Below are 25496 nucleotides of genomic sequence, written 5' to 3' on the forward strand. Positions count from 1 at the left end.
GAGAGGGCCGGAACGGACGCCGGCGCCGGTGATCAGCGGGACTCGAGCAGGAAGACCTTGAAGGCCTGCCAGAGGGGACTGCGATAGCGTTCGGGGTGCCAGACCAGCGAGAAGGCCCGGGTCAGGTGCAGGGGCGACGGCAGGGCCACCAGCTCGCCGCGTTCGAGCTCGCCGGCCACGCTCAGCCGGGACAGGCAGCCCAGGCCGAAGCCGGCGCGCACGGCCTGCTTGATCGCCTCGTGCTGATCGAGCTCCATGCGCACACGGATGCGCTCGACGTGGGCATGAATCGCCGCCTCGAAGATCGAGCGCGTCCCCGACCCGGATTCCCGCAGGATCCACTGCGCCGCCTGCAGCGCCTCGGCATCCAGGCTGTCGCGCTGCGCAAACGGGTGCTGGGGGCCGGCAACCACCACCATCTCATCCTGACGCCATACCTCGCTGACCAGCCGAGACTCGGTGCACTGCCCTTCGATCAGCCCCAGGTCGGCATCGAAACGCAGGATGTCGCGCATCACGTCTTCGGTGTTGCGCAGGCGCAGCTGGAGATCCACATCGGGATGCTGCTCGATGAAGCGTCCCGCGAGGGTCGGCAGCAAATAGGTCCCGATCGTCGCGCTGGCCGCGACGTGGAGAGTGCCCTGCAGCGCTCCCTCGGGCTCGCGGGCGGCGACCACCAGGTCGTCGAGCCCGTTGAGCACCTTTTCGGCGTGGGGGAGCAGGCGCCGCGCTGCGTCGTTGAGCTCGAGGCGTCGTCCAAGCCGCTCGAAGAGCACCACGCCAAGCTGGCGCTCCAGGTCGGCCAGGGCCTGACTGGTCGCCGAGGGTGACAGACTGAGATGGCGCGCCGCGGCGCTGACGGTGCCGAATCGCACCACGGCGACGAAAACCTGCAATTGTCGAAAGGTGACATGGGGTAGCATACGGTTCTACTTAATAGTCATTTCGTTATTATCCAATAACACATAACGCTATTCCCGATTAGCCTATTGAGCAATACAACGACGACATCGTCAGACACGGGAGAGCGTTACCATGTGGCAAGGTCTATTACTCTGCGCCGGCCTGACCTTCGGCGGGTTCCTGCTGGCTCATGCGCCCGGCATCGCCGACAGCGGGATCAGCCCGCTGGTCTTCTCGCTGTTGCTCGGTCTGGTGATCGGCAACCTGCCCTTCATCGGTCGCCTGCCCCAGGCCCGTCCGGGGCTGCAGTTCGCCACCCGCTGGCTGCTGCGCAGCGGCATCGTGCTGTTCGGCCTGTCGCTGACCCTGCAGCAGGTACTGGGCCTGGGCCCCAAGGTCATCCTGCTCGACACCCTGGTCATCACCACGGTGCTCCTGGTCGGCTACTGGGTGGGCACGCGCCTGCTGGGGCTCGATCGCGAGACCGCCCTGCTGACCAGTGCCGGCAGCGCCATCTGCGGCGCCGCCGCCGTGCTGGCGACCGAGACCACGATTCGCTCGAAGCCGGCGGCCACCTCGATGGCGGTGGCCACCGTGGTGCTGTTCGGCTCGCTGGCGATGCTGGTCTATCCGCTGCTCTACCCGCTCACCGGCATGGATGAGGGGCTGTTCGGCATCTACATCGGCGCCACCGTGCATGAAGTGGCGCAAGTGGTCGCCGCCGGCGACGCGGTCGGCCCGCAGGCACTGGCCAATGCCGTCATCGTCAAGCTGGTGCGGGTCATGCTGCTGGTCCCCTTCCTGCTGGTGGTCGGCCAGTGGTGGATCCGCAGCCGGGCCGCCGACGACACGACCGAGGTGGTCCGTGGCGGACTGGTGATTCCGTGGTTCGCCTTCGGCTTCCTGGCGGTGGTGATCTTCAACAGCTTCATCGCCCTGCCCGCACCGCTTCACGAGGGGCTGGTGGTGATCGGCCAGATCGCCCTGGCCATGGCGATGGCAGCCCTGGGCTTCGAGACACGCCTGGAAAGGCTCAAGGCGCTGGGCATCAAGCCATTCCTGCTGGCGCTGTGCCTGTTCGCCATGCTGATCGGCGGCGGCATGCTGGTCACCCCGCTGCTGATGGGCTGACCCGCCGTCGCCCCGGCGACACAGACGCAAAGAGACGAAGGGGCCCCGACTCAACGAGTCGGGGCCCCTTCGTCTTCGTCGTGGGTCACGACGCGCGTGTCAGTCGACCAGCGAGGCGCCACGCCCCACGGCATAGTAGAGCAGCCCGGCCTGGCGCGCCGCCTGCGGGTCATAGAGATTGCGCCCGTCGACCACCACGGGGGTCGTCAGGGTCCGCCGCAGCCAGGCAAAGTCGACACTGCGAAAGGCCTTCCACTCGGTGCAGATCACCAGGGCATCGGCACCGGTCACGGCGGCCTCGCGGCCCTCGACCAGCGCCAGATCGTCGCGCTCGCCGTACAGCCGGCGACACTCGGCCATCGCCTCGGGATCGTAGGCCTGCACCCGGGCGCCGGCGGCCCAGAGCGCCTCCATCAGCACCCGGCTGGGCGCCTCGCGCATGTCGTCGGTGTTGGGCTTGAAGGCCAGCCCCCACAGTGCCACCGTCTTGCCGCTCAGATCGCCGTCGAAGGCCTGGGACAGCTTGGCGAACAGTGTCGCCTTCTGACGATGGTTGACCGCCTCCACCGCCTCGAGCAGCTCGGCCCGGTACGCCACCTCGCCTGCCGTGCGCGCCAGCGCCTGGACGTCCTTGGGAAAGCAGGAACCGCCGTAGCCGCAGCCCGGGTAGATGAAATGGTAGCCGATACGCGGGTCGGAGCCGATGCCCCGGCGCACCTCCTCCACGTCCGCCCCCAGCCGCTCGGCGAGGTTGGCGATCTCGTTCATGAAGCTGATCTTGGTGGCGAGCATGGCATTGGCCGCGTACTTGGTCAGCTCGGCGCTTTTCACGTCCATGAACATCAGCTTTTCATGGTGGCGATTGTAGGGGGCATAGCACTCGCGCATCAGCGCCTCGACGCGCGGCGAATCGGTACCGACGATGATCCGTGCCCCGTGGGTGAAGTCCTCGATCGCTGCGCCTTCCTTGAGGAATTCGGGATTGGAACAGACATCGAAATCGAGCTCGCTGCCGCGTGTCGCCAGTGCCCCGCGCACCGCCTCGCGCACCCGGCCAGCGGTGCCCACCGGTACGGTGGACTTGTCGACGATGACCCGGTACCCGTCCATGTGCTCGCCGATGGTACGCGCCACCGCCAGCACGTACTGCAGGTCGGCGCTGCCGTCCTCGTCGGGCGGCGTGCCCACGGCAATGAACTGCAGGGTGCCGAAGGCCACGGCGGCGGCCGGATCAGTGGTGAAGCGCAGGCGCTCCTCGGCGACGTTGTGGCTGACCAGGGCCTCGAGCCCCGGTTCGTAGATGGGAATCTCGCCGGCCTCGAGACGGGCGATCTTGTCGGCATCGACGTCCATGCACAGGACCTCGTGGCCGACATCCGCCAGACAGGCGCCGGTGACCAGACCTACATAGCCCGTGCCGAAGATGGTGATCTGCATGAGGCGTTCCTTGAGTCGGAAATCAACACTGATAGAAGTCGCGATACCAGTCGACGAAGCGGGACACGCCCTCGTCGACGCTCATCTGCGGCCGGTAACCGGTCACCTCGAACAGCGCCTCGGTGTCGGCCCAGGTCTGTACCACGTCGCCGGCCTGCATGGGCTGGAAGTCGCACAGCGCGGTCTTGCCGGTGGCGCGCTCGATGGCACGGATGAAGTCCATCAACGCCACCGGGCTGCCGTTGCCGATGTTGTAGAGCGTGAACGGCGCCCGGGCGGTGTCCGGCGTGGTGGCCTCCTGCGGCCACTCGGGGTGTCCGGTGGGCACCACGTCGAGGATCCGCACCACGCCCTCGACAATATCGTCGATATAGGTGAAGTCCCGCGACAGCTCGCCGTGGTTGTAGACCGGCAACGGCTGCCCCTCGAGGATCGCCCGGGTGAACTTGAACAGCGCCATGTCGGGGCGCCCCCAGGGGCCGTAGACGGTGAAGAAGCGCAGCCCGGTCATGGGAATGCCGTACAGATGGGCATAGGTGTGCCCCATCAGCTCGTTCGACTTCTTGGTCGCGGCATACAGGCTGATGGGGTGATCGACCGGGTCCCGGGTATCGAACGGCACCTTGGGGTTCATGCCGTAGACCGAACTCGACGAGGCATAGACCAGGTGGCCGACCTGCTGATGGCGGCACCCCTCGAGCACGTTGAGATGCCCCACCAGATTGGACTGGACGTAGGCATGCGGATTGTCGAGGGAATAGCGCACCCCGGCCTGGGCGGCCAGGTGCACGACGCGATCGAAGCGCTCGGCGGCGAACAACCGCTGCATGGCCTCGCCGTCGGCCAGGTCGATACGCTCGAAACGCACGTTGTCGAAGGCGTCCAGGTCCGCGAGACGGGCCTGCTTGAGCGTGATGTCGTAATAGTCGTTGAGGTTGTCGATGCCGACGATGGCGTGTCCTTCACGAGCCAGCCGTCTGGCAACCGCATGACCGATGAAGCCGGCCATGCCGGTGATCAGAATGTTCATGAACGCAATGCACCAGGCAATGTCGGGCACACGACCGCGTGTGTCCCGCAGGGCGAAAACGGGTGAATGGAGGCCATGCCGAGCATCAGGTCGCCCGCCGTGCCGAGAGCCGTCCCAGCACGCCCAGAACGATCAGCGCCAGCGCACCCAGCGAGATCGCGGCGAGCGCGTTGTCCAGCGAACTCAGCCGCGGGTCGTTCAGCGCGCCCTGCGCCTGACGCAGGCCGTAGAGAGACAGCTGACCGGCCCCGGCGATCAGCCCCAGCAGCAGCCCCAGCGGCAGGCAGGCCGCCATGCCACGCGGAAAGGGCACTCGCAGGGTCGGCATGGCGGGCAGGCGCCAGCCACGCCGGGAACCAGAGGAGGCGGACTTGCCACCGGCGCGACCGGTGGAACGGTTACCACTGCCAGTCGAGGAACGCTGGCGACGGGCGCCGGAGGCCTTGGGCGAGCTGCCGGACCGGCGCCGCTTGCGGGCGCCGGCGGGCGGGGTATTGCGAGCCGCGATACGGCGCCTCGCGAGACGCACCAGGGAAACGGCCAGGATACCGCTCAGTGCCAGCAACGAAGTGAAGAAGATCAACGCGGGCATGTTCGGCTCTCGTCCACGGCAAAGCCATACAGGGTAGCGCGATCCCTTGCTGACGTCAGGCGGGTCCGTCCGATGGCCCGCCGCTTTCTCGGACGTACCTCGATTAATACAGGCCGGCGTTCTTCAGTTCGGAAGCGAACTGATGGGCGACCCGGTTCATCTGCGTGGGATCCACGCCCGGCAGCATCTTTCGGAGTTCGGCGAACAGGCTTTCCGCATCGCTGTGACGCCCCGAATAGATCAGCAGGAACAGGTACTGCTCGATCTGCTTGTCCGTATAGATGCTGCCGGACTGGTGCTGACGTGCCTTCCAGGTATTAACGCGCTTGTTCGACATGACCTGCCACAATCTCGTGGATTGCCCGATAACGGGACGATGATTCACTGGTTTTATTCATGATACCGCATTCAATGCGCTTCCGGGGCATGAATGATGACCTCGACCCGGCGGTTGGCCGCTCGTCCTGCGGCGGAACGGTTGCTCTGCAGCGGCCGAGTGTCAGCGTAGCCGACGGCGCGCAGGCGGTCGGGGTCGACACCGGCCTGGACCAGGTAACGCAGAATGGCCGTGGCCCGGGCGCTCGACAGCTCCCAGTTCGAGGGAAACCGCGGCGTGTCGATGGGCACGCTGTCGGTATGGCCCTCGACCGAAATCTCGCCGTCGTAGCGCTGGAGAATCGCCACCAGCTGATTGATCATCTCGCGCCCGCCCCCGGTGAGCGCGGCATCGCCGGATCCGAACAGCAGATGATCCTGGATGCGCAGGTTGATGCCCCCCTTGACCCGCGACACCTCGACCCCATTGATGACGGGCAGCGGACGCGATGCCGCCTCGGCGACACGCAGCGCGGCGTCTCTGGCCGCCGGATCGAGCCGGACAGGCGATGCCACCGACAGCCGTTCGGCGGCGGCGATGGCGGCATCTGACAGCCTGGGCGGCGATGTACCGACAGGCGACAGCATGGGACCGGCAACCAGCCGGGCACTGGCCAGCGCCACCGGCGTCAGGCGTGGCGGCGCCAGCAGGGCCGATACCCGAACCCCGGTCATCCGGTTCGTCTCGAGCGGAAAGCGTGGCGAGGTGACCGCCGGCGCGGCCTGCACGGCCGCCGCCGCCCGCGCCGCCGCTTCGCTCACCTGCACAGCCGGCACGGACACTCCATCGCTCACCACATCGCGGGCCACGGCGGACAGCACACCGAACTTGCCACTGAGCGTCAGCAGCAGCACGAACAGCGTGACCAGCAGGGTCATGATGTCGATGTAGCTGATCATCCATCCCTCGCCGTCGCGCCCCTCGTGGCGCACCGACAGCAGGCGCTCCCGACGACTGCGGTGCCTCGGCACGTCAAGCATTGACGGCGGCACCCCGCTTCTCGCGAGCGGATCTCGGCAGGGTCTCGCGAATCTCGTCCGGCGGCGCGGCCACGAACGACTTGAGGGTTTCCTCGATGAAGGACGGGACGCGACGCCGGGCGATCAGCGATACGCCTTCCATGACCATGTTCATGGCGATCAGCCGCTGCTCGGTACGACGCTCCAGCTTGACGGCGATCGGCTTGCACACCAGGTTGGCCAGCAGGATCCCGTAGAGGGTGGACAGCAGCGCCACCGCCATGCGCGAGCCGATGGTGGCGATATCGCCGACCTGCATCACGTCGAGCATGTCGACCAGTCCCACCAGGGTGCCGATCATGCCGAAGGCCGGCGCATAGGCCGCCATGGTCCGGAAGATCTGCGCCTCGGCCAGCTCGCGCGCCTTGAGACGCGCGATACGCCAGTGCAGCAGATCGATGACCTCCTCCTCGCGGGTATTGTCGATGACCAGCTGCACACCGGTGCGCAGGAACGGGTTGCGAGTCTCCTCCAGCGCGTTCTCCACCGCGCGGATGTCCCCCTTGAACCACAATCGCGCCATGGCGACCAGTTCCTGAATGTCCTCCTCGGCGTAATCATCCTCGCGACGAAAGACCACCAGCACCAGCCGCACGACACGCACGACCTCGCGAAGGGGATAGCTGATGAAGGTGGCGGCCAGGGTACCGGCCAGCACGATGATCAGCCCCGGCAGGTTGACGAAGCTCATGGCTGAATCGGCACTCAGCAGAACCACGCAGGCCAGAAGCAGGACGCTGGCGATAATGCCGATGAAAGTGGAGGCGTTCATGGGGGATCGACTGTCGATGGATTCGGTGAAGCTGCCATCCTAACGTCGCCCCCGTATGGCAAAGCCTTGAAAAGCGACGCCCGGGCGCCACTCTTCAAGGCTTGTTGCTGCCGACGCGAGACGGCGATGAGCCACAATCGCCACGGGGCGAAGCGATGGCCCCAAACATGCGACAGGATCAGCCGGCTTCGTTGTTCAGCATGAGCGACAACATGTTTCGCACGCTGTCCTCGGACTGGTGAAAGTCAGCCATGAGGGTACGCAGACGCTGCTCGAAATCCTCCGACGGACTTTCCCCCTGACGGGAGTCGGGGGCATCCAGTTCGCGCAATGCCCTGGCAAAGGCATCATCAAGTTCACTGAACTTGCGCAACTTCTCGCGCTCGCTGAGCTGGGCGGGCTTTTTCGAACCGTAGTTTTTCATAGGTTGACTGTTGCAGGGCCATCGGAACAGGCCGGTCTTCGATGCTCCTTGTCGCGACATGCCACGACGATAAAGAAACTCACCCGTTACGTGATCCACGGGCGTTCATGCATGACAAGGAGGGAAAGGCATGGTAGCCCAAGTCAGACAGAATGAAAACACGGCACTGCGACATCACCACGCATCACGGCAGCGCCGGCCCTCACCGAAGGCAACGGGCCAACGCCACGAGAATCGGGAGTATCAGTCCTCGGTACGCACCAGCCAGGACTCCACGGTCCTGGTACCATGCTCGTCCTTCCAGGCTTTCAGTGTCTTCTGGTTGCCGCCGCGAGTCTCGACGACTTCACCGGTATGCGGGTTCTTGTAGATCTTCAGCTTGCGCTTGCGGCGACCGCCACTGCTCTTGGGCTGTGCAACCGTTGCAGACGCCTGCGGCTTCGGATCCAGCATGTCGATCACGTCGCGCGGAGACTTGTCGAACTCCGCCATCAGGGCCTCGAGGCGTTCCTTGAACTGCAACTCGCTCTTGAGACGGTCATCGCCTTCCAGCTGCTTCAACTCCTCGGAGATCTGCTTGAGCAGCTGTTCCTTTTTCATGTATTCGCTTAACAGGGACATTATCTTGCACCTCGGGATTTCGGGATAGGGGATGCGCTGCGCATTATCCGTTGTTTTATTCATTATGCCAAGTCCATATACGGAACAACTCTGCAAACACCGGTGCGCGCTAATGCAATTTAAGAAAAGATTAACCAATTAATCGCTACGACCGATTTCAACAGCAAGCGAAAAGACGGCGACCCGTTATTTCGGCTCACCCTCCCCTGCCCGCCACCGGCTTGGACAAGCCGGCCCTCGCCACCCTATCATAGTAAACCTTTTTATTTTTCAAGGTTAACAGAATGCAGCCGACGCTATCTTCCTCTTCGCTCTGGCACCCGTATGCCCAGATGCAGACCCAGCCTCCGGCCCCGCAGGTGGTCGGTGGCGACGGAGCGCGCTTTCATCTGGCCGGCGGCGAGTCACTCATCGATGCCACCTGCTCCTGGTGGTGCATGATTCATGGCTACGGCCACCCGCGCCTGACCCGCGCGCTCAAGGAACAGGCCGATCAACTGTGCCACGTCATGCTCGGCGGATTGACGCACGAGCCAGCACAGGCGCTGGCGGATGCCCTGGTACGCATCACGCCGCCGGGGCTCGAGCATGTCTTCTTTTCCGACAGCGGCTCGGTGGGCATGGAGGTCGCCATGAAGATGGCCGTGCAATATCAGGTTCAGCGCGGCCGCCCCGGCAGGCACCGCATGCTGTCGCTGATGCGCGCCTACCACGGCGATACCAGCGGCTGCATGGCCGTCTGCGATCCCGAGGAAGGCATGCACTCGCTGTTTGCCGGCTTCCTGCCCACCCATCACTTCGCACCGGCACCGACGGCGCCGTTCGACGCCCCGCCCGAGGCTGTCGCCGGGGATATCGCGGCATTGCGGGGCGTGCTCGAGCAGCATCACCAGGAGATCGCCGCCCTGCTGATGGAACCACTGCTGCAGGCGGCGGGCGGGCTGAACATGACGTCCCCCGAGTACGTCAGGGCGGCACGCGCGCTGTGCGATGAATTCGGCGTGCTGCTGATCTTCGACGAGGTCGCCACCGGCTTCGGCCGCACCGGCAAGCTGTTCGCCGCCGAGCACGCCGGGGTGACGCCCGACATCATGGTCCTCTCCAAGGGGCTGACCGGCGGCTATCTGGGTCACGCCGCCACCCTGGCCACCGGGGAGGTCTTCGCCGCCTTCCTGAGCGACGATCCCGATCACGCCTTCATGCACGGGCCGACCTTCATGGGCAATCCGCTGGCCTGCCGTGTCGCCCTGGAAAGTCTCGCCGTGTTCGAGGAGGAGGACTACCTGGGCAGGATCGCCGCCCTCAATGCGCTCCTGCGGGAGGAACTCATGGAGGACGACGCCCTGCACCGGGACCCGCGCGTCGCCGATGTGCGCGTACTGGGCGCCACGGCGGTCATCGAGGTCAGCGATGCCGCCGACCTCGACGGTGTGCAGGCCTTTGCCCGGCAACGCGGCATCTGGCTGCGCCCCTTCGGCCGCTGGCTCTATACCATGCCCGCCTATATCACCCGCGACGACGAACTGCGTGCGATCACCACCACGATGAAGGCTTGGTTTCTGGAGGCACGAGACGCCACGTTGCCATGAGGCCGGCATCTGTCACGGCGTTGTCCGCCAACCGTCACGCACCTGACATCGCCGGCCGCGATCATCGGGCTCGGGATGGCGCAGACCATCTCGCGACGGCAAGGGACACTGCCCGACGCCAGCCAGGGATGCATCGGCGCAGGAGGCGCCCGAGGAGCCATGCGGCAGGGACCGGCCGCGCAGGGAGGCACATCTTCGCGCCACGGTAGCTGCCGTGGCCTCTTTCTACCGCGTCAATGCATGAAACGCCCCGGTGCGAAGGCATCGAGCGCGAGGGCAGGACTCTCGTCATCGATCACCTGCGCGATCAGCTCGGCGCTGCCTGCCGACAGGGTCCAGCCGAAGGTACCATGGCCGGTGTTGAAGTAGAGGTTGTCGCGCCGCAGCTGACCGATGACAGGCGGCCCGTCCGGGGTCATGGGCCGAAACCCGGTCCAGGGTTCGGCCTGCGCCAGATCGGCGGCGCCGGGAAAGCGCGATTCCACGGCCCGGCGCAGCGTCGCCAGCCTCGCGGCGGGGATGCGGCGGTCGAAGTCGGCCAGCTCGACGAAGCCGGTGACGCGCAGCCGCTCGCCGAGCCGCGTGGCCACGACCTTGTAGCGGTCATCGATGACAGTGGAACGCGGGGCGCGTGACGGATCGGCCACATCGACGGTCAGGGAATAGCCCTTCACCGGATAGATCGGCACCTCGATACCCAGCGTCGCGGCCAGCGGGCGGGACAGGCAGCCGGCGCACATCACCACGGCATCGGCCTCGAGGATTTCCGTCGCCCCGCCGGCGCCACCCTTTTCCCCGTCCCCGACCGGCGCCAGCACCAGTGCCTGGATCAGCCCGTCACGGCGCACCAGATCCGTCACCTCCGTCCGGCAACGAAAGGTCACGCCCGCGTCACGACAGCAGTCGGCCAGGGCTCGGGTGAAACGGTGACAGTCGCCGGTGCCGTCATCGGGCAGGCGCAACGCCCCGACCAGCGGCGCCTCGCCGCACAGCCCCGGCTCATGCTCGCGCAACTGCGCCGGCGTCAGCCACTGATGGTCGATATCCAGTTCGCTGAGCAGACCGGCCGTTGCCTTGAGGCCGTCGGCTGCCGCCGTGTCGCTGGCGAGATCGATCAGGCCGCCCTGAGCGCCGTCGAAGGCCAGGTCGTGTCGCACCTCGAGGGCCTGAAAGCACTGGCGGCTGTAGGCGCCGAGGCGCAGCATGGCCCGCTTGTTGCGTTCGTACCGATCGCTCGCCTGGGCGAAGCGCCAGGTCGCGAACAGAAAGCGCAGGGTACGCAGCGAGGGCGGCAGGTGCAGCTTGAAGGGCCCGTCGGCCTGGAGCAGCCAGGGCAGCGCCTTGCGGACCATCGTCGGCGAGGCCCAGGGCGAGACATAGCCGTAGGAACGCTGCCCGGCGTTGGCGCGGCTGGTCTCCAGCCCCACGTCGGCGCAGCGCTCGATGACGGTGACACGATGCCCGCGCGCGACGAGCGCCTGGGCGGTGGTCACGCCGACGACACCCCCGCCAATCACCACCACATGCATGACACCTCCCGTCCATCGCCTCGTGCTTGCCGTCAGGCCGGCGCCGACGGTTCACTGGCAGCCGTCATCGCCAGTTCAGCAGTTGCCCTTCTTCGCCTGGCCGGGCGGGCAGAAATCGCCGCCACGGTCATGATCGTGATGGCCATCGCCGATCTCGACGATCGGTTCCGGGTCGATACGGGCCGGCGTGTAACTGCACCCCGCCAGCACCAGCCCCACCAGCAGCAGCCCGAGGGCACGGATCATCATGGGTTTCTCCTTCGTTCTCAGGGGTCGTTTCATGCCTGAAGCTTAGCGAAAATCGTCCCTCACCATAAGTCGCGTGACGGCGACAGCACAAAGGACACAGGAAAGGGTTGACAAGGCCATGCCGTGTGGACAATTTTGGTATACAACAATAGTACACAAAACATCTCCGGCATCGGACAGGCACCTGAACCACCCTCGCGTGGGTAACCCTTGATCGGTCAAGGGGGTGTGGCGTCATTGGCCGAGGAGACCGATATGACCGAGACACAGCGCACTCTCTGGATTCGTCATCCACTGGCCTGCAGCGACGACGCCGCTGCCGGTGGCGTGGTTGTCCAGGGGCAGCGAATCATCGAAGCGGTGCCTGCCGGGCACCGGCCCGACGCCCACGTCGACGAGGTCTTCGACGCCTCGGCCCATGTGCTGCTGCCCGGGCTGGTCAATACCCACCACCATTTCTACCAGACCCTGACCCGCGCCTACTCACCGGCACTCGACAAGCCGCTGTTTCCCTGGCTGACCTCTCTCTACGACGTCTGGGCGAATCTCGACGAGGCGCAACTGGCACTGGCCAGCGAGCTGGCGATGGTCGAGCTTCTGATGTCCGGCTGCACCACGGTGGCCGACCATCACTATGTCTTCTCGGGCGCGTTGACCCACGCCATCGACATCCAGGTCGAGACCGCCCGGAGGCTGGGTGTGCGCGCCACGCTCACCCGCGGCTCCATGAGCCTGGGCCGGGATGACGGCGGCCTGCCGCCCCAGTCCGTGGTGCAGGACGAAACCACCATCCTCGACGACAGCCAGCGTCTCATCGACCGCTATCACGAGCCCGGGGACGGCGCGATGATCCATCTCGCCCTGGCGCCCTGCTCGCCCTTTTCGGTAAACCGCGAGCTGATGGAAGCCACTGCCCGTCTGGCCGAGACCAACGGCGTGCGCCTGCATACCCACCTCGCCGAGACCGAAGACGAAACCGATTTCTGCCGGCGTCAGTTCGGCATGCGCCCGCTCGACTATCTGGACGCCTGCGGCTGGCTGAGCGATCGCACCTGGCTCGCCCACGGCATCCACTTCGACGACGACGAGATCGCGCGACTGGGCCGCGCCGGCACCGGCATCGCCCACTGCCCGTCCTCGAACATGGTGCTCGGCTCCGGGCTGTGCCGCACGCTGGAGCTGGAGGCAGCCGGCGCCCCGGTGGGCCTGGCCGTGGACGGCTCCGCCTCCAACGACCACTCCAATCTCGCCGAGGAAATGCGTCAGGCCCTGCTGCTGGGCCGGCTGCGCTACTCGCCCGAGACGTTGTCCCATCAGACGGTGATCCGCTGGGCCACCCAGGGCTCGGCCCGCTGCCTGGGGCGCACCGACATCGGCGGGCTGGCGCCGGGCCAGCAGGCCGACCTGGCCCTGTTCCGGCTCGATGAAGCGCGCTTCTCGGGCGCCGAGAATCCGCTGGCCGCGCTGCTGCTGTGCGGTGCGCACCGGGCCGACCGGGTGATGGTCGCCGGCCACTGGCGGGTCACCGACGGCATGCCCCGCGGCATCGATCTGGAGGCGCTCATGGCCCGGCACGACGCTGCCGCCAGGCGCCTGCGGCACGCCCTGTAACCCCGATGCCGCGGTGTGGCATCGCTCATCCCCCTCAACAACAACAAGCAAGGCAAGGAGAGACACACCATGACCACCGCTTCCGAGCAATCCATGCAGGAGGCTCCGCCGAGCGTGCGCAGCACCCATGACGTCAACGCCATGCCGCCGCTGGGGCGGGCCATACCGCTGGGTATTCAGCACGTGCTGGCGATGTTCGTCAGCAACGTCACCGTGCCGATCATCATCGCCGGGGCCGCCGACCTGTCCGAGGCCCAGACCACGCTGATGATCCAGGCGGCGATGTTCGTCGCCGGGGTCGCCACCCTCGTCCAGTCGCTGGGGCTCGGCCCCATCGGGGCCCGGCTGCCGATCGTCATGGGCACCAGTTTCGGCTTCGTGCCGGTGCTCATCCCCATCGCCGTGGGCATGGGCGTGCCCACGGCCCTGGGAGCCGCCCTGTGCGGGGGCGTGGCCATGGCACTGGTGGGGCTGTTTCTACCCTATGTGCGCTTCTTGTTTCCGCCGGTGGTCACCGGCACTTTCGTGATCATGATCGGCACCCTGCTGATGCCGGTCGGCTTCGCCTATATCGGTGGCGGCTTCGGCGCCGCGGACTTCGGGGCCCTGCACCACTGGCTGCTGGCCGCCCTGGTGCTGGTCGTGACCATCGGCTTTCACCAGTTCGGCCGCGGCATCTGGTCGGAAATGTCGCCACTGCTGGGCCTGGTCACCGGTTTCGTGGCGGCGCTGGCTTTCGGCTACGTGGACTTTTCCGGCCTGCAATCCGCCGCCTGGTTCTCGCTGCCGGTGCCCTTCGCCATCGGCGTGGAGTTCCACCTGTCCGCCATCCTGCCGGTGGTGCTGCTGGCGGTGGTCACCTGCGCCGAATCGATCGGCGATATCGTCGGCACCACGGTCGGCGGTGCCAACCGCGAGCCCACTCACAAGGAACTCTCCGGCGGCGTCATGGCCGACGGCCTGTCGAGCGTCTTCGCGGCGATCTTCAACGCCTACCCGCAGATCAGCTTCAGCCAGAACGTCGGCATCGTCGCCCTGACCGGGGTGATCAGCCGCTTCGTGGTCGCCATCGGCGGGCTCTTCCTGGTCATCGCCGGGCTGCTGCCCAAGCTGGGCGCGATCATCTCGGGCATTCCCAACTCGGTCCTCGGCGGCGCCGTGGTGATCATGTTCGGCATGATCGCCAGTGCCGGCATCAAGATGCTCAGCGGCATCGAGTTCAACAGGCGCAACATGCTGATCATGGCCATGGCCCTGGCCACCGCGCTGGGCCTGCCCGCCCAGGAAGGCCTGTATTCGGGGCTGTCGGACAACCTGGCGGCGATCATCGATTCCGGGCTGATTCCCGGAGCCCTGGTGGCCATCGTGCTCAACCTGGTCCTGCCCCACGGCGAGCGACCGATGCGCCAGAACGTCTGACGATCCCTCCCTCGCCTTCCCCTCTCCCCCTGCGCCCCGGCACGCTCGTGCCGGGGTTTCTGTGTGTAACGCCCGTCTGCGACCAAAGCTCTACTTTACGTTAACGTAAACCCTTTCTATGCTGCCCTGCATGACGGACAGCCCGTGGCCAGCTCGCGCCACGCCGACCCGCGAAGCCACCCGGTTCAGGAGACACATCGCCATGCACGCCCCCTACACTCCGCTCGACTTCGGCCTTCCCGACGAACTGAACATGCTGCGCGATCATGTCAACGCCTTCGCCCGTGACGAGATCGCCCCGCGGGCCGCGCAGATCGACCACGACAACGTCTTCCCCAGTGACCTGTGGCAGAAGTTCGGCGACATGGGCCTGCTCGGCATCACCGTACCGGAGGAAGACGGCGGCAGCGGCATGGGCTATCTCGCCCACTGCATCGCCATGGAGGAGATCTCGCGGGCCAGCGCCTCGGTGGGGCTTTCCTATGGCGCGCACTCCAACCTGTGCGTCAACCAGATCAAGCTCAACGGCAATGCCGCCCAGAAGGCAAAGTACCTGCCCGGGCTGATCAGCGGCGAGCATGTCGGCGCACTGGCGATGTCCGAGCCCGGCGCCGGCTCCGACGTGGTATCGATGAAGCTTCGCGCCGAGAAGCGCGGCGACACCTACGTGCTCAACGGCAACAAGATGTGGATCACCAACGGCCCCGATGCCCACGTGCTGGTGGTCTATGCCAAGACCAACCCCGAGGCCGGCTCCAGGGGCATCACGGCGTTCATCATCGAAAAGGACTTTGCCGGTTTCTCCACCGCCCAGAAGCTCGACAAGCTGGGCATGCGCGGCTCCAACACCTGCGAACTGGTGTTCGAGGACTGCGAGGTCCCCGCGGAGAACGTACTCGGCGAGGAGAATCGTGGCGCCAGGGTGCTGATGAGCGGCCTGGACTACGAGCGCACCGTGCTCGCCGCCGGGCCCATCGGCATCATGCAGGCGGCCATGGACGTGGTGGTGCCCTACCTTCACGAGCGCAAGCAGTTCGGCCAGTCGATCGGCGAGTTCCAGCTGGTCCAGGGCAAGGTGGCCGACATGCTCACCACGCTGAATGCCTGCCGCGCCTATCTCTACGCCGTGGCCGGCGCCTGCGACCGTGGTCGCAGCTCGCGCAAGGATGCCGCCGGCGTGATCCTCTACTGCGCCGAGAAGGCCACCCAGGTCGCACTGGATGCCATCCAGCTGCTCGGTGGCAACGGTTACATCAACGAATACCCCACCGGGCGCCTGCTGCGCGATGCCAAGCTCTACGAGATCGGTGCCGGCACCAGCGAGATTCGCCGCATGCTGATCGGTCGTGAACTCTTCAACGAGTCAGCATAAGGGCGACGAGACATGGCTATCCTGACGACCCAGATCAACCCGCGCACCGAGGCTTTCCAGGCCAACGACGCGGCAATGCGCGCCGAGGTCGGCAAGCTGCACGAGCTGACCGCATCGATCGTCCGGGGCGGCGGCGACAAGGCCCGCGAGCGCCACGAGTCGCGCGGCAAGCTGTTCGTGCGCGACCGCATCGACCACCTGCTCGACGAGGGCGCGCCGTTTCTCGAGATCGGCGCGCTGGCCGCCCATGAGGTCTACGGCACCGAAGTGCCCGCCGCCGGCGTGGTGGCCGGTATCGGCCGGGTGTCGGGGGTCGAGTGCGTGATCGTCGCCAACGACGCCACGGTCAAGGGCGGCACCTATTTCCCGCTGACCGTGAAGAAGCACCTGCGCGCCCAGGAGATCGCCCGCAAGCACCGCCTGCCGTGCCTCTACCTGGTCGACTCCGGCGGCGCCCACCTGCCTCATCAGGACGAGGTGTTCCCCGACCGCGACCACTTCGGGCGCATCTTCTACAACCAGGCCACGCTCTCCGCCGAAGGCATCCCGCAGATCGCCGTGGTGATGGGCTCGTGCACCGCCGGCGGCGCCTACGTGCCGGCAATGGCCGACGAGTCGATCATCGTGCGCAACCAGGGCACGATCTTCCTCGGCGGTCCGCCGCTGGTGAAGGCCGCCACCGGCGAGACGATCAGCGCCGAGGACCTGGGCGGCGCCGACGTCCACGCCAAGGTCAGCGGCGTGGCCGACCATTACGCCGACAACGACGCCCACGCCCTGCAGCTCGCCCGCCGCGCGGTATCGCGGCTGAACTGGCAGAAGCGCGGCGCGCTGGCGATGCGCGAATCGCGCCCGCCGCGGCTCGACCCGGACGAGCTCTACGGCATCGTCGGCACCGACCTCAAGAAGCCCTATGACGTGCGTGAAGTCATCGCGCGGCTGGTCGACGACTCCGACTTCGACGAGTTCAAGCGCTACTACGGCGACACCCTGGTCACCGGCTTCGCCCACTGGTGCGGCCATCCGGTGGGCATCATCGCCAACAACGGCGTGCTGTTCTCGGAATCCGCCGTCAAGGGCGCGCACTTCATCGAACTCTGCGCCCAGCGCAAGATTCCGCTGATCTTCCTGCAGAACATCACCGGCTTCATGGTCGGCTCCAAGTATGAGCAGGAAGGCATCGCCAAGCACGGCGCCAAGCTGGTCACCGCCGTGGCCTGCGCCAAGGTGCCCAAGTTCACGGTGCTGATCGGCGGCAGCTTCGGCGCCGGCAACTACGGCATGTGCGGACGCGCCTACGACCCCAACCTGCTGTTCATGTGGCCCAACGCGCGTATCTCGGTGATGGGCGGCGAGCAGGCGGCCAACGTGCTGGCCCAGGTCAAGCGCGATCAGTTCGATCGCAGCGGCGAGACCTGGAGCGAGGACGACGAGAGCACCTTCAAGGCGCCGATCCGCGACCAGTACGAACGCCAGGGCCACCCGTTCTATGCCAGTGCGCGGCTGTGGGACGACGGCGTGATCGATCCGCTGCAGACCCGCGACGTGATCGGCCTGGCGCTGGCGGCGGCGATGAATGCCGAAGTCGAAGAGACACGCTTCGGCGTGTTCCGCATGTGAGGACGCCATGACAGACGCAATCCGCTATTCCCGTCTCGACATCGATATCCGCGGCGTCGCCTGGCTGAGGCTCGCCAGGCCCGACGTCCACAACGCCTTCGACGATGCCCTGATCGGCGAGCTCAACGCTCATCTCGACCGCCTGCATGACGCCGCCGAGCATGGCGAGGTGCGGGTGATGGTACTCGGTTCCGAGGGCAAGCACTTCTCCGCCGGCGCCGACCTGAACTGGATGAAGCGCATGGTCGACTACAGTGTCGACGACAACCTGGCCGATTCCCGGGAGCTGGCGCGCCTGATGCAACGCATCGACAGCCTGCCCTGCCCCACGCTGTGCCGCGTGCAGGGTGCCGCCTATGGCGGCGCGGTGGGACTGGCGGCATGCTGCGACATCGTCGTCGCCTCGGAGGCCGCACGCTTCTGTCTCTCCGAGGTCAGGATCGGCCTCTCGCCGGCGGTGATCAGTCCCTATGTGCAGCGCGCCATCGGCAGCCGCCAGATGCGCCGCTTCGCGCTGACCGCCGAGGTCATGGACGCCACCACCGCGCAGACGCTGGGCCTGGTCCACGAGGTCGCCGGCAGCCACGAACTCGACGAGCGTGTCGAGCACTGCGTCGCCCGCCTCCTCGAGGCTTCGCCCCGGGCACAGCGCGCCACCAAGGCCCTGCTCGCCGAGGTGGCCCGCGCGCCCGACAGCGACGCCACCCGCGAGACCACCTGTCGGGTGATCAGCGAACTGCGCGTCGGCGATGAAGGGCAGGAGGGTCTGGCCGCCTTCTTCGACAAACGCACCCCCGCCTGGCGACCGGCCGGCGACGACGACAAGGAATCCCGCTCATGAGTCTCGCCAATGCACCCCGCCCGCTGGGCTCGGTCCTCATCGCCAATCGCGGCGAGATCGCCTGCCGGGTGATCCGCACCGCCCGCCGCCTGGGGCTGAGAAGCATCGCCGTCTATTCCGATGCCGACGCCAACGCCCGCCATGTCCGCGAGGCCGATGAAGCGGTACGGCTGGGCCCCGCGCCGGCCCGTGAGAGTTACCTCGACATCGACGCCGTGATCGACGCCGCCCGGCGCACCGGCGCCGACGCCATCCACCCGGGCTACGGCTTCCTCTCCGAGAACGCCGAGTTCGTCGCCGCCTGCGAACACGCCGGCATCGCCTTCGTCGGCCCCCCGGCCTCGGCGATCGCCGCCATGGGCGACAAGTCCGCCGCCAAGGCGCGCATGGAGACCGCCGGCGTGCCGCTGGTGCCCGGCTATCATGGCGACGATCAGGACGACGACCACCTCAGGGCCGAGGCCGAACGCATCGGCTACCCGGTGCTGCTCAAGGCCAGCGCCGGCGGCGGCGGCAAGGGCATGCGCGTGGTCGAGTCCAGCGGCGACTTCCAGGCCGCGCTGGACGGCTGCCGCCGCGAGTCGAAGGCGGCGTTCGGCGACGACCGCATGCTGATCGAGAAATACCTGACCCGGCCGCGCCACGTCGAGGTCCAGGTGTTCTGCGACAGCCAGGGCGACGGCGTCTACCTGTTCGAGCGCGACTGCTCGGTGCAGCGCCGCCACCAGAAGGTGCTCGAGGAGGCCCCCGCGCCGGGCATGACCGAGCCACTGCGCCGCGAGATGGGCGAGGCTGCCGTGCGTGCCGCCCGCGAGATCGGCTACGTCGGCGCCGGCACCGTCGAGTTCCTGCTGGATGCCGATGGCCGTTTCTACTTCATGGAAATGAACACCCGCCTGCAGGTCGAGCACCCGGTCACCGAGATGATCACCGGCGAGGACCTGGTCGAATGGCAGCTCGCCGTCGCCGCCGGCCTGCCGCTGCCCAGGGCGCAGGATGAACTCGCCATCAGCGGCCATGCGTTCGAGGCCCGCCTCTACGCCGAGGACCCGGCGCAGGACTTCCTGCCGGCGACCGGTACGCTGGAACGCTTCGGCCTCGACCTGACCGGCGCCGCGCTGGATGCCGACCGGGTGCGGCTGGACAGCGGCGTCGATGCCGGTGATGCGGTCTCGATGCACTACGACCCGATGCTCGCCAAGCTGATCGTTCACGGCGACGACCGCGATCAGGCGCTGGCGACCCTCAATCGCGCCCTGGCGGCGCTCGACGTGGTCGGCGTGACCACCAACCGCGCCTTCCTGCAGCGCCTGGCCGGCCACCCCGCCTTTCAACGCGCCGAGCTCGACACCCGCTTCATCGAGCATCACCACGACGATCTCTTTGCAGTTCGCTCGCCCGACGCCGCCACCTACGCACAGGTCGCGTTGCAGGCGCTCGATCACCTGCAGGGTGAAGCCAGCGACGCTCCCTGGGCGCGTCGCGATGGCTGGCGGCTCAACGCGCCGCGGCAGGTGCGCATCGCCCTGACCGACCCGGCCCACGCCGCGGACGCCGGCGACAGCGCCGCCGTCGTCACCGTGCGCGCCGAACGACCGAACGCCGGCGACGACTGGCACCTGAGCGTCAACGGCGAGCGCTTTCAGGGACACTTGCAACGGCTCGAAGGCGACGCCGTGGCAATCACCCTCGACGGCTACCGTCGCCGCTACCTGGCGCGCCACGAGCGCGCCGCCGATGGCGACCGTCTGATCCTCGGCGATGCCCACGGCGAAGTGCGCCTCGCCTGGCGGCGGCTCGATGGCGTCGACCACGGCCACCACGAGGTCGACGCCACCCTCGCCGCGCCCATGCACGGCACCGTGGTGGCGCTGCTGGTCGAGCCGGGCCAGCGCGTCGACAAGGGCACCCCGCTGATGGTGATGGAAGCGATGAAGATGGAGCACACCCTGAGCGCCCCCGCCGACGGCCACGTCGAGAGTTTCCACTTCCAGGGCGGCGATACTGTCGGTCAGGGCGATGTGCTGCTGAATTTCACCGCCGAAGAGTAGCCCGAGGAGTCCCCGGGCTCGCAGGAGCAAATTGCGGGAGCGACTTCAGTCGCGATGAACCGGCCTCCGGGCCCTTGCCGTCGGGGGTGAATGCCCTCCCACGACAAGCCTGGGGTGCCGGGCCGAACGGCGGGAGCGACTTCAGTCGCGTTGCAACGCGTTGCGTGGAGTCATCACCCGCATCTTGCCACCAGGAGGTCCCAATGCCCTTTCCCCAATCCGTCAGGCTGGTCGAGGTCGGACCCCGCGACGGCCTGCAGAACGAACCCGAACCGATCAGCACCGCCACCAAGCTGGAACTGATCGACCGGCTGGGCGTGGCGGGCCTGCGGCACATCGAAGCAGCGAGCTTCGTTTCGCCCAAATGGGTGCCGCAGATGGCCGATCATCGCGAGGTGATGACCGGCCTAGCCCGTCGCCCGGGGGTGGTGTACTCCGCCCTCACCCCCAACCTCAAGGGGCTGGAAGCCGCACTGGAAGGCGGCGTCGAAGAGGTCGCCGTGTTCGCCGCCGCCAGCGAGAGCTTTTCGCAGAAGAACATCAACTGCTCGATTGCCGAATCGCTGGCACGTTTCGAGCCGGTGCTGGAACGCGCCAGACAGGCCGATGTGCGCGTGCGCGGCTACGTCTCCTGCGTGCTCGGCTGCCCCTATGAAGGCGAGATCGCGCCAAGCAAGGTGGCGGAAGTCTCGAAGGCGCTGCATGAGATGGGCTGCTACGAGGTCTCGCTCGGCGACACCATCGGCACCGGCACCCCGCTCAAGGCCAGACGCATGCTGGAGTCCGTAGCCCGCGACATGCCGATGGACAGGCTCGCCGCTCACTTCCATGACACCTACGGCCAGGCACTCGCCAACCTCTACGCCGTGCTCGAGGAAGGCATCGCCGTCATCGACAGCTCCGTCGCCGGCCTCGGCGGCTGCCCCTACGCCAGGGGCGCCTCCGGCAACGTCGCGAGCGAGGACGTGGTCTACCTGCTCCACGGGCTCGGCATCGAAACCGGCATCGACCTGGAGACCCTGGCCGACACCGGCACCTGGATCACCCGGACCATCGGGCGACCCAATCGATCGAAGGTGGGTGTGGCGCTGGCCGCCAGGGGATGATGCGGCCATGTTACCGATACCGGCCCCGGTCAGCCGGAGGAGGGCCTCGGGGCCTACCACTGGATAGTCGGCTCAGGTCAGCCGGTCAGCGGCTCTCTTCATTTTCGGCCAGCATGCCGGCCTCTTCCAGCAACCAGTCTCGGAACTGACAGGCGATGGGGCGCTCCAGGCTCTCGCCCGCGCTCACCACGTAGTAGGCCTGGTCACAGTTCAGCGGGCGATCGGCCAGCACGACCAGCTTTCCGGCGGACAGCTCCGCCTGGTGGAGGTCCCGGCTGCCGAGCAGGACGCCCTGGCCGGCGATGGCCGCCTCCAGCGCCAGCAACCCGTTGCCGAACCGCAGTTCGCGTAAGGCGCCAGTATCGTCCCCCTGCTGCTGGAACCATTCCTTCCAGCCATAGGGCTCCTTCAAGCGGGACAGGGTGCCGTCACACAGCAACGGCAACCCCTTCAGTGACTCGATACCCGCCCTGGTGGAGGCCAGTTCCGGCGCGCAGATCGGTACCAGGTCCAGGCTCAGCAACCGCCGGGGCGCCAGGCCGGGATAGTTGCCATAGCCAAGACGCACGGAGACATCGATGCCGGCACGCTTGAGATCGGCTACGCCCAGGACGCTTCCTCGGTCCCGGTCCACCGTATGCAGGCTTGCCTGCAGTCTCACTTCGGCGTCGGGGCAACGGGCATAGAACCGGTGCAGGCGCGGCACAATCCACTTGGTGGCGAACAGCGGTTCGGCGCACACGGTGACGATCAGACGTTCCTCGCCGTAGGAGCGGATCTTCTCGACCGCACGCCCCAGGGTCTGGAATCCCTCATGCAACTCCGGCAAGGCACCACGCGCGGCCGGCGTCAGGCTGACCCGCCGATGGTGGCGGACAAATAGATCAACACCGAGATACTCCTCGAGCGCCTTGATTTGATGGCTGATCGCCGCCGGCGTGACATTGAGCTCCTTGGCCGCCGCGGCGAAGCTCCTGGTTCGCGCGGCGACCTCGAAGTAGGAGAGCGCAATCAGGGGAGGAAGTCGTGACATGACCAGTGCTCACTTGAGTGACGGGGGCCACCGGCCCGATCGAGCGACCCGGTGAAGGGCCACTATAATTGTTGCCGGGCTACACACCATACCGTCCACTTCAAGGCCCTCACCTCCTGTCGCGACTTCTCAGGCCGGCAGACGGCTCTCGAGTTGCCGACGCAACTGGAACTTCTGGATCTTGCCGGTCGAGGTGGTCGGGAGCCGGGTGAATATCACCTTCTTGGGGACCTTGAAGCGACTGATGTTCTCTCTGCAGAAATGGATCAACGCCGCCTCGTTCAACTCGCTGCCGGGGCGCAGCTGGACGAAGGCGGCGGGCACCTCGCCCCATTTCTCGTCCGCCATCGCCACCACCGCTGCCAGTTCGACGTCATCGTGCCGCTGGATGACTTCCTCGACTTCCAGGGAGGAGATGTTCTCCCCGCCCGAGATGATCACGTCCTTGAGCCGATCACGGATCTTGACGTAACCATCCGCTTCCACCACGGCAAGATCACCGGAGTGAAACCAGCCACCGGCAAAGGCTTCCCGGGTCGCGGCCTCGTTCCGCAGGTATCCCTTCATGACGATGTTGCCACGAAACATGATCTCGCCCACCGTCTCGCCATCGGCGGGGACGGGTTCCAGCGTGACAGGGTCCAGCACCGCCATGCTTTCCTGCAAGGGGTAGGCCACCCCCTGACGTCCGTTGAGCCGGACCCGCTCCTCCAGGGGGTATTGATCCCAGCTATCCTGCTTGACGCACACAGATGCCGGGCCATAAGTCTCGGTCAGTCCATAGACATGGGTGAGCTCGATGCCGATGGTCTCCATCCGCTCCAGCACCGACGCCGGGGGCGCCGCCCCGGCGATCAGGCCGGACACGGGGTGGTCGATCGGTCGCTGCGCCGCCACGGCGGCATCGGCGATCATCGAGTGGACGACGGGCGCACCACAGTAGTGAGTGACCCCATGCCGCCGGATCAAGTCCAGGATTACCTCCGGATCGACTCGACGCAGACAGACGCTGGTTCCGCCGAGCGCCGCCAGTGTCCACGGGAAACACCAGCCGTTGCAGTGAAACATCGGTAGCGTCCAGAGATAGACCACCTCGGCGGGCAGCGTCCAGGACAGCACGTTGCTGACCGCATTCAGGTAAGCGCCTCGATGGTGGGTGACCACCCCTTTCGGATTGCCGGTGGTGCCGGAGGTGTACCCCAGCGCAATCGCATCCCACTCATCGACCGGCAGCTGCCAGTCGTCCTGCTCCGGCTGCTCGGCCAAAAGCGCCTCGTACTCCAGGTCGCCCACGAAACGCTCCGCGCCCTGGCTTGGATCGGAGACGTTGATCACTCGGGGCGCCGGACCTTTCAGCCGGTCCAGGGCCTTGTCGACCACGTCCGCATACTCGGGATCGACCAACAACAACCGTGAGCGGCTGTGATCCAGGATGAAGGCTACCGCGTCCGCATCCAGGCGAATGTTGATGGCATTCAATACCGCCCCCGCCATCGGCACCCCGAAGTGTGCCTCATACATGGCCGGGACATTCGGCAGCATGACCGCGACCGTATCGCCGCGGCCAATGCCGAAGCGTCTCAACAGGGAGGCCAGTCGGCAGCAGCGGCCATAGGTCTGCCGCCAGGTGTACCGTGTGTCGTTGTAGATCAGCGCCGTCCTGTCTGGATAAACGGCGGCAGCCCGCTTGATGAAGCTCAAGGGAGACAGCGCCACATGATTCGCCGCCGTTTTCTCGAGAGCCTCATTGAAATGGCAAATATCGTTCATGGATCAACCCCTGTTATTTTAGGGAAGGGTTCATAACCCGGGCTTTCAACCGCCATAACCACGGTACGGGCCAATAGCCTTTCAGCCGTCACCACACATGTCGACGGCAAGGCCGTTTCAGGATTTACTTCGATTTTCAAATGCATGACGTGCTGCTCGTCAGTGGCCAAAAAGAATCAACGATTGCAGGCACGTTTCAGGTATTGGCTACTGGCCAGGCTGTTCCCAGACGGGTCGACGCTTGCCGAGGAAGGCATCGATCCCCTCGCCTGCGTCGGGGCTCATCATGTTTTCCGCCATCACATTGCCGGCGTAATCGTAGGCATCGGCCAGTACCATCTGACGCTGGGAATGGAACATGGACTTTCCGAAACGAACCGCCGCCGGACTCTTGCCGAGTATTTGATCGACCTTGTCAGCCACGGCAGCATCCAGGTTGTCGTCATCGGTAACAGCGCTCAACAGGCCCCAGTCAAAAGCCGTGTCCGCATCGATGAAATTGCCCGACACCAGCATGTCGAACGCCCGTTTGGGAGAGATGCTGCGTGACAGCGCGACGGCCGGAGTCGAGCAGAACAGTCCTACATTGATGCCCGATACCGCGAAGCTGGCAGAACGGCCCGCGATGGCCAGGTCACAGCTGGCCACCAACTGGCACCCCGCCGCCGTGGCCATGCCCTGGACCCTGGCGATGACCGGGACCGGCAGGGCCACGATACTCTGCATCACCCGGCTGCAGCTGCGAAACAATTCCTGGTAATAGGCCTTGTCGGGATTGGCACGCATCTCCCGCAGGTCGTGTCCGGCACAAAAACCACGACCCTTGCCGGCGATAACCACACAGCGGACAGCAGGATCGCCCGCTAGCGTATCCAGCTCCCGCTGCAACGCGATCAGCATCGCTTGGGAAAGGGTGTTGAACTTGTCCGGACGATTCAGCGTGAGATAGACGGCTCCATCGCTCTCTTCCCTGAGAAGAATATCGTCCATGGTGTGACTGA

Annotated in this window: 24 protein-coding genes; 9 read left to right on the forward strand and 15 right to left on the reverse strand. The window is 66.3% G+C overall.

Annotation, left to right across the window (positions count from 1 at the left end):
- Positions 1 to 32: 32 nt before the first annotated feature.
- Positions 33 to 923, reverse strand: coding sequence for a LysR substrate-binding domain-containing protein (locus tag KGQ91_RS13010; protein WP_163650556.1), 891 nt, complete (start codon positions 921 to 923; stop codon positions 33 to 35).
- A 112-nt stretch (positions 924 to 1035) separates the two neighbouring features.
- Between KGQ91_RS13010 and KGQ91_RS13015 the strand changes: the two genes are divergently transcribed.
- Positions 1036 to 2034 (forward strand): YeiH family protein, encoded by a 999-nt coding sequence (locus KGQ91_RS13015; RefSeq protein WP_163650555.1) that lies wholly within the window; start codon positions 1036 to 1038, stop codon positions 2032 to 2034.
- A gap of 99 nt (positions 2035 to 2133) precedes the next feature.
- On the opposite strand, the gene KGQ91_RS13020 is transcribed toward KGQ91_RS13015, so the two are convergent.
- From KGQ91_RS13020 to KGQ91_RS13055, 8 genes are all read right to left on the reverse strand, one after another.
- Positions 2134 to 3471 carry a UDP-glucose dehydrogenase family protein gene (locus tag KGQ91_RS13020; protein ID WP_224421147.1) on the reverse strand — a complete coding sequence of 446 codons (1338 nt, stop codon included), beginning with the start codon at positions 3469 to 3471 and terminating at the stop codon, positions 2134 to 2136.
- Positions 3472 to 3493: 22 nt separating this feature from the next.
- Positions 3494 to 4501 (reverse strand): NAD-dependent epimerase, encoded by a 1008-nt coding sequence (locus KGQ91_RS13025; RefSeq protein WP_163650553.1) that lies wholly within the window; start codon positions 4499 to 4501, stop codon positions 3494 to 3496.
- Positions 4502 to 4586: 85 nt separating this feature from the next.
- Positions 4587 to 5093 carry a hypothetical protein gene (locus KGQ91_RS13030; protein ID WP_224421148.1) on the reverse strand — a complete coding sequence of 169 codons (507 nt, stop codon included), beginning with the start codon at positions 5091 to 5093 and terminating at the stop codon, positions 4587 to 4589.
- 103 nt (positions 5094 to 5196) lie between these two features.
- Positions 5197 to 5430: a hypothetical protein gene (locus KGQ91_RS13035; RefSeq protein ID WP_163650551.1), complete on the reverse strand. Its 234-nt coding sequence runs from the start codon at positions 5428 to 5430 to the stop codon at positions 5197 to 5199.
- Between the two features lie 71 nt (positions 5431 to 5501).
- Positions 5502 to 6449, reverse strand: coding sequence for an OmpA family protein (locus tag KGQ91_RS13040; protein ID WP_224421149.1), 948 nt, complete (start codon positions 6447 to 6449; stop codon positions 5502 to 5504).
- Positions 6442 to 7260: a motility protein A gene (locus KGQ91_RS13045; protein WP_163650549.1), complete on the reverse strand. Its 819-nt coding sequence runs from the start codon at positions 7258 to 7260 to the stop codon at positions 6442 to 6444. Before KGQ91_RS13045 ends, KGQ91_RS13040 begins: the two co-directional genes overlap by 8 nt.
- A 178-nt stretch (positions 7261 to 7438) precedes the next feature.
- A complete protein-coding gene (locus tag KGQ91_RS13050) occupies positions 7439 to 7783 on the reverse strand; it encodes a hypothetical protein (protein ID WP_224421150.1) in 345 nt (114 codons plus the stop codon).
- Between the two features lie 144 nt (positions 7784 to 7927).
- The gene (locus tag KGQ91_RS13055) at positions 7928 to 8305 is read right to left on the reverse strand and encodes a histone-like nucleoid-structuring protein, MvaT/MvaU family (protein WP_224421151.1); all 378 of its coding nucleotides are present in this window, start codon (positions 8303 to 8305) and stop codon (positions 7928 to 7930) included.
- 284 nt (positions 8306 to 8589) lie between these two features.
- Here KGQ91_RS13055 and bioA point away from each other — a divergent pair, with 284 nt between their 5' ends.
- Positions 8590 to 9894 (forward strand): adenosylmethionine--8-amino-7-oxononanoate transaminase, encoded by a 1305-nt coding sequence (gene bioA / locus KGQ91_RS13060; protein WP_224421152.1) that lies wholly within the window; start codon positions 8590 to 8592, stop codon positions 9892 to 9894.
- 233 nt (positions 9895 to 10127) lie between these two features.
- Here bioA and KGQ91_RS13065 read toward each other — a convergent pair whose 3' ends face one another.
- A complete protein-coding gene (locus KGQ91_RS13065) occupies positions 10128 to 11423 on the reverse strand; it encodes a D-amino acid dehydrogenase (RefSeq protein ID WP_224421153.1) in 1296 nt (431 codons plus the stop codon).
- A gap of 75 nt (positions 11424 to 11498) precedes the next feature.
- Complete coding sequence (locus KGQ91_RS13070) at positions 11499 to 11672, reverse strand: hypothetical protein (protein ID WP_224414813.1); 174 nt, start codon at positions 11670 to 11672, stop codon at positions 11499 to 11501.
- 255 nt (positions 11673 to 11927) lie between these two features.
- On the opposite strand from KGQ91_RS13070, the gene KGQ91_RS13075 reads away from it, so the two are divergent.
- The 7 genes from KGQ91_RS13075 to KGQ91_RS13105 all read left to right on the forward strand — a co-directional run bounded on the left by KGQ91_RS13075 (position 11928) and on the right by KGQ91_RS13105 (position 21692).
- Complete coding sequence (locus tag KGQ91_RS13075) at positions 11928 to 13283, forward strand: 8-oxoguanine deaminase (RefSeq protein WP_224421154.1); 1356 nt, start codon at positions 11928 to 11930, stop codon at positions 13281 to 13283.
- A 69-nt stretch (positions 13284 to 13352) separates the two neighbouring features.
- Complete coding sequence (locus KGQ91_RS13080) at positions 13353 to 14702, forward strand: uracil-xanthine permease family protein (protein ID WP_163650543.1); 1350 nt, start codon at positions 13353 to 13355, stop codon at positions 14700 to 14702.
- 202 nt (positions 14703 to 14904) lie between these two features.
- Positions 14905 to 16074: an isovaleryl-CoA dehydrogenase gene (locus KGQ91_RS13085; protein ID WP_224421155.1), complete on the forward strand. Its 1170-nt coding sequence runs from the start codon at positions 14905 to 14907 to the stop codon at positions 16072 to 16074.
- Between the two features lie 12 nt (positions 16075 to 16086).
- Positions 16087 to 17694 carry a carboxyl transferase domain-containing protein gene (locus KGQ91_RS13090; RefSeq protein WP_224421156.1) on the forward strand — a complete coding sequence of 536 codons (1608 nt, stop codon included), beginning with the start codon at positions 16087 to 16089 and terminating at the stop codon, positions 17692 to 17694.
- 19 nt (positions 17695 to 17713) lie between these two features.
- Positions 17714 to 18535, forward strand: coding sequence for an enoyl-CoA hydratase-related protein (locus KGQ91_RS13095; RefSeq protein ID WP_224421416.1), 822 nt, complete (start codon positions 17714 to 17716; stop codon positions 18533 to 18535).
- Positions 18532 to 20586 (forward strand): acetyl/propionyl/methylcrotonyl-CoA carboxylase subunit alpha, encoded by a 2055-nt coding sequence (locus tag KGQ91_RS13100; protein ID WP_224421157.1) that lies wholly within the window; start codon positions 18532 to 18534, stop codon positions 20584 to 20586. The genes KGQ91_RS13095 and KGQ91_RS13100 overlap by 4 nt, the downstream gene beginning before the upstream one ends.
- 203 nt (positions 20587 to 20789) lie before the next feature.
- Positions 20790 to 21692, forward strand: coding sequence for a hydroxymethylglutaryl-CoA lyase (locus KGQ91_RS13105; protein WP_163650539.1), 903 nt, complete (start codon positions 20790 to 20792; stop codon positions 21690 to 21692).
- 85 nt (positions 21693 to 21777) lie between these two features.
- Here the strand turns inward: KGQ91_RS13105 and KGQ91_RS13110 are convergent, their stop codons facing one another.
- From KGQ91_RS13110 to KGQ91_RS13125, 4 genes are all read right to left on the reverse strand, one after another.
- On the reverse strand, positions 21778 to 22725 hold the full coding sequence (locus KGQ91_RS13110) for a LysR family transcriptional regulator (RefSeq protein ID WP_163650538.1): 948 nt from the start codon (positions 22723 to 22725) through the stop codon (positions 21778 to 21780).
- A gap of 129 nt (positions 22726 to 22854) precedes the next feature.
- Entirely contained in the window at positions 22855 to 24495 is a 1641-nt protein-coding gene (locus KGQ91_RS13115; protein ID WP_224414806.1) for an acyl-CoA synthetase, read from the reverse strand.
- A complete protein-coding gene (locus KGQ91_RS13120; RefSeq protein WP_224414805.1) occupies positions 24492 to 24641 on the reverse strand; it encodes a hypothetical protein in 150 nt (49 codons plus the stop codon). The genes KGQ91_RS13115 and KGQ91_RS13120 overlap by 4 nt, the downstream gene beginning before the upstream one ends.
- A 61-nt stretch (positions 24642 to 24702) precedes the next feature.
- Positions 24703 to 25485 (reverse strand): enoyl-CoA hydratase, encoded by a 783-nt coding sequence (locus KGQ91_RS13125; RefSeq protein ID WP_224414804.1) that lies wholly within the window; start codon positions 25483 to 25485, stop codon positions 24703 to 24705.
- Positions 25486 to 25496 lie beyond the last annotated feature (11 nt).

The organism is Modicisalibacter tunisiensis, from assembly GCF_020148005.1.
Classification (GTDB): Bacteria; Pseudomonadota; Gammaproteobacteria; order Pseudomonadales; family Halomonadaceae; genus Modicisalibacter; species Modicisalibacter tunisiensis.

Coding starts and splice junctions, on each gene's coding strand:
- KGQ91_RS13010 (WP_163650556.1), bottom strand. CDS start 923: ATGCTACCCCATGTCACCTTTCGACAATTGCAGGTTTTCGTCGCCGTG.
- KGQ91_RS13015 (WP_163650555.1), top strand. CDS start 1,036: ATGTGGCAAGGTCTATTACTCTGCGCCGGCCTGACCTTCGGCGGGTTC.
- KGQ91_RS13020 (WP_224421147.1), bottom strand. CDS start 3,471: ATGCAGATCACCATCTTCGGCACGGGCTATGTAGGTCTGGTCACCGGC.
- KGQ91_RS13025 (WP_163650553.1), bottom strand. CDS start 4,501: ATGAACATTCTGATCACCGGCATGGCCGGCTTCATCGGTCATGCGGTT.
- KGQ91_RS13030 (WP_224421148.1), bottom strand. CDS start 5,093: ATGCCCGCGTTGATCTTCTTCACTTCGTTGCTGGCACTGAGCGGTATC.
- KGQ91_RS13035 (WP_163650551.1), bottom strand. CDS start 5,430: ATGTCGAACAAGCGCGTTAATACCTGGAAGGCACGTCAGCACCAGTCC.
- KGQ91_RS13040 (WP_224421149.1), bottom strand. CDS start 6,449: ATGCTTGACGTGCCGAGGCACCGCAGTCGTCGGGAGCGCCTGCTGTCG.
- KGQ91_RS13045 (WP_163650549.1), bottom strand. CDS start 7,260: ATGAACGCCTCCACTTTCATCGGCATTATCGCCAGCGTCCTGCTTCTG.
- KGQ91_RS13055 (WP_224421151.1), bottom strand. CDS start 8,305: ATGTCCCTGTTAAGCGAATACATGAAAAAGGAACAGCTGCTCAAGCAG.
- bioA (WP_224421152.1), top strand. CDS start 8,590: ATGCAGCCGACGCTATCTTCCTCTTCGCTCTGGCACCCGTATGCCCAG.
- KGQ91_RS13065 (WP_224421153.1), bottom strand. CDS start 11,423: ATGCATGTGGTGGTGATTGGCGGGGGTGTCGTCGGCGTGACCACCGCC.
- KGQ91_RS13070 (WP_224414813.1), bottom strand. CDS start 11,672: ATGATGATCCGTGCCCTCGGGCTGCTGCTGGTGGGGCTGGTGCTGGCG.
- KGQ91_RS13075 (WP_224421154.1), top strand. CDS start 11,928: ATGACCGAGACACAGCGCACTCTCTGGATTCGTCATCCACTGGCCTGC.
- KGQ91_RS13080 (WP_163650543.1), top strand. CDS start 13,353: ATGACCACCGCTTCCGAGCAATCCATGCAGGAGGCTCCGCCGAGCGTG.
- KGQ91_RS13085 (WP_224421155.1), top strand. CDS start 14,905: ATGCACGCCCCCTACACTCCGCTCGACTTCGGCCTTCCCGACGAACTG.
- KGQ91_RS13090 (WP_224421156.1), top strand. CDS start 16,087: ATGGCTATCCTGACGACCCAGATCAACCCGCGCACCGAGGCTTTCCAG.
- KGQ91_RS13100 (WP_224421157.1), top strand. CDS start 18,532: ATGAGTCTCGCCAATGCACCCCGCCCGCTGGGCTCGGTCCTCATCGCC.
- KGQ91_RS13105 (WP_163650539.1), top strand. CDS start 20,790: ATGCCCTTTCCCCAATCCGTCAGGCTGGTCGAGGTCGGACCCCGCGAC.
- KGQ91_RS13110 (WP_163650538.1), bottom strand. CDS start 22,725: ATGTCACGACTTCCTCCCCTGATTGCGCTCTCCTACTTCGAGGTCGCC.
- KGQ91_RS13115 (WP_224414806.1), bottom strand. CDS start 24,495: ATGAACGATATTTGCCATTTCAATGAGGCTCTCGAGAAAACGGCGGCG.
- KGQ91_RS13120 (WP_224414805.1), bottom strand. CDS start 24,641: ATGCATTTGAAAATCGAAGTAAATCCTGAAACGGCCTTGCCGTCGACA.
- KGQ91_RS13125 (WP_224414804.1), bottom strand. CDS start 25,485: ATGGACGATATTCTTCTCAGGGAAGAGAGCGATGGAGCCGTCTATCTC.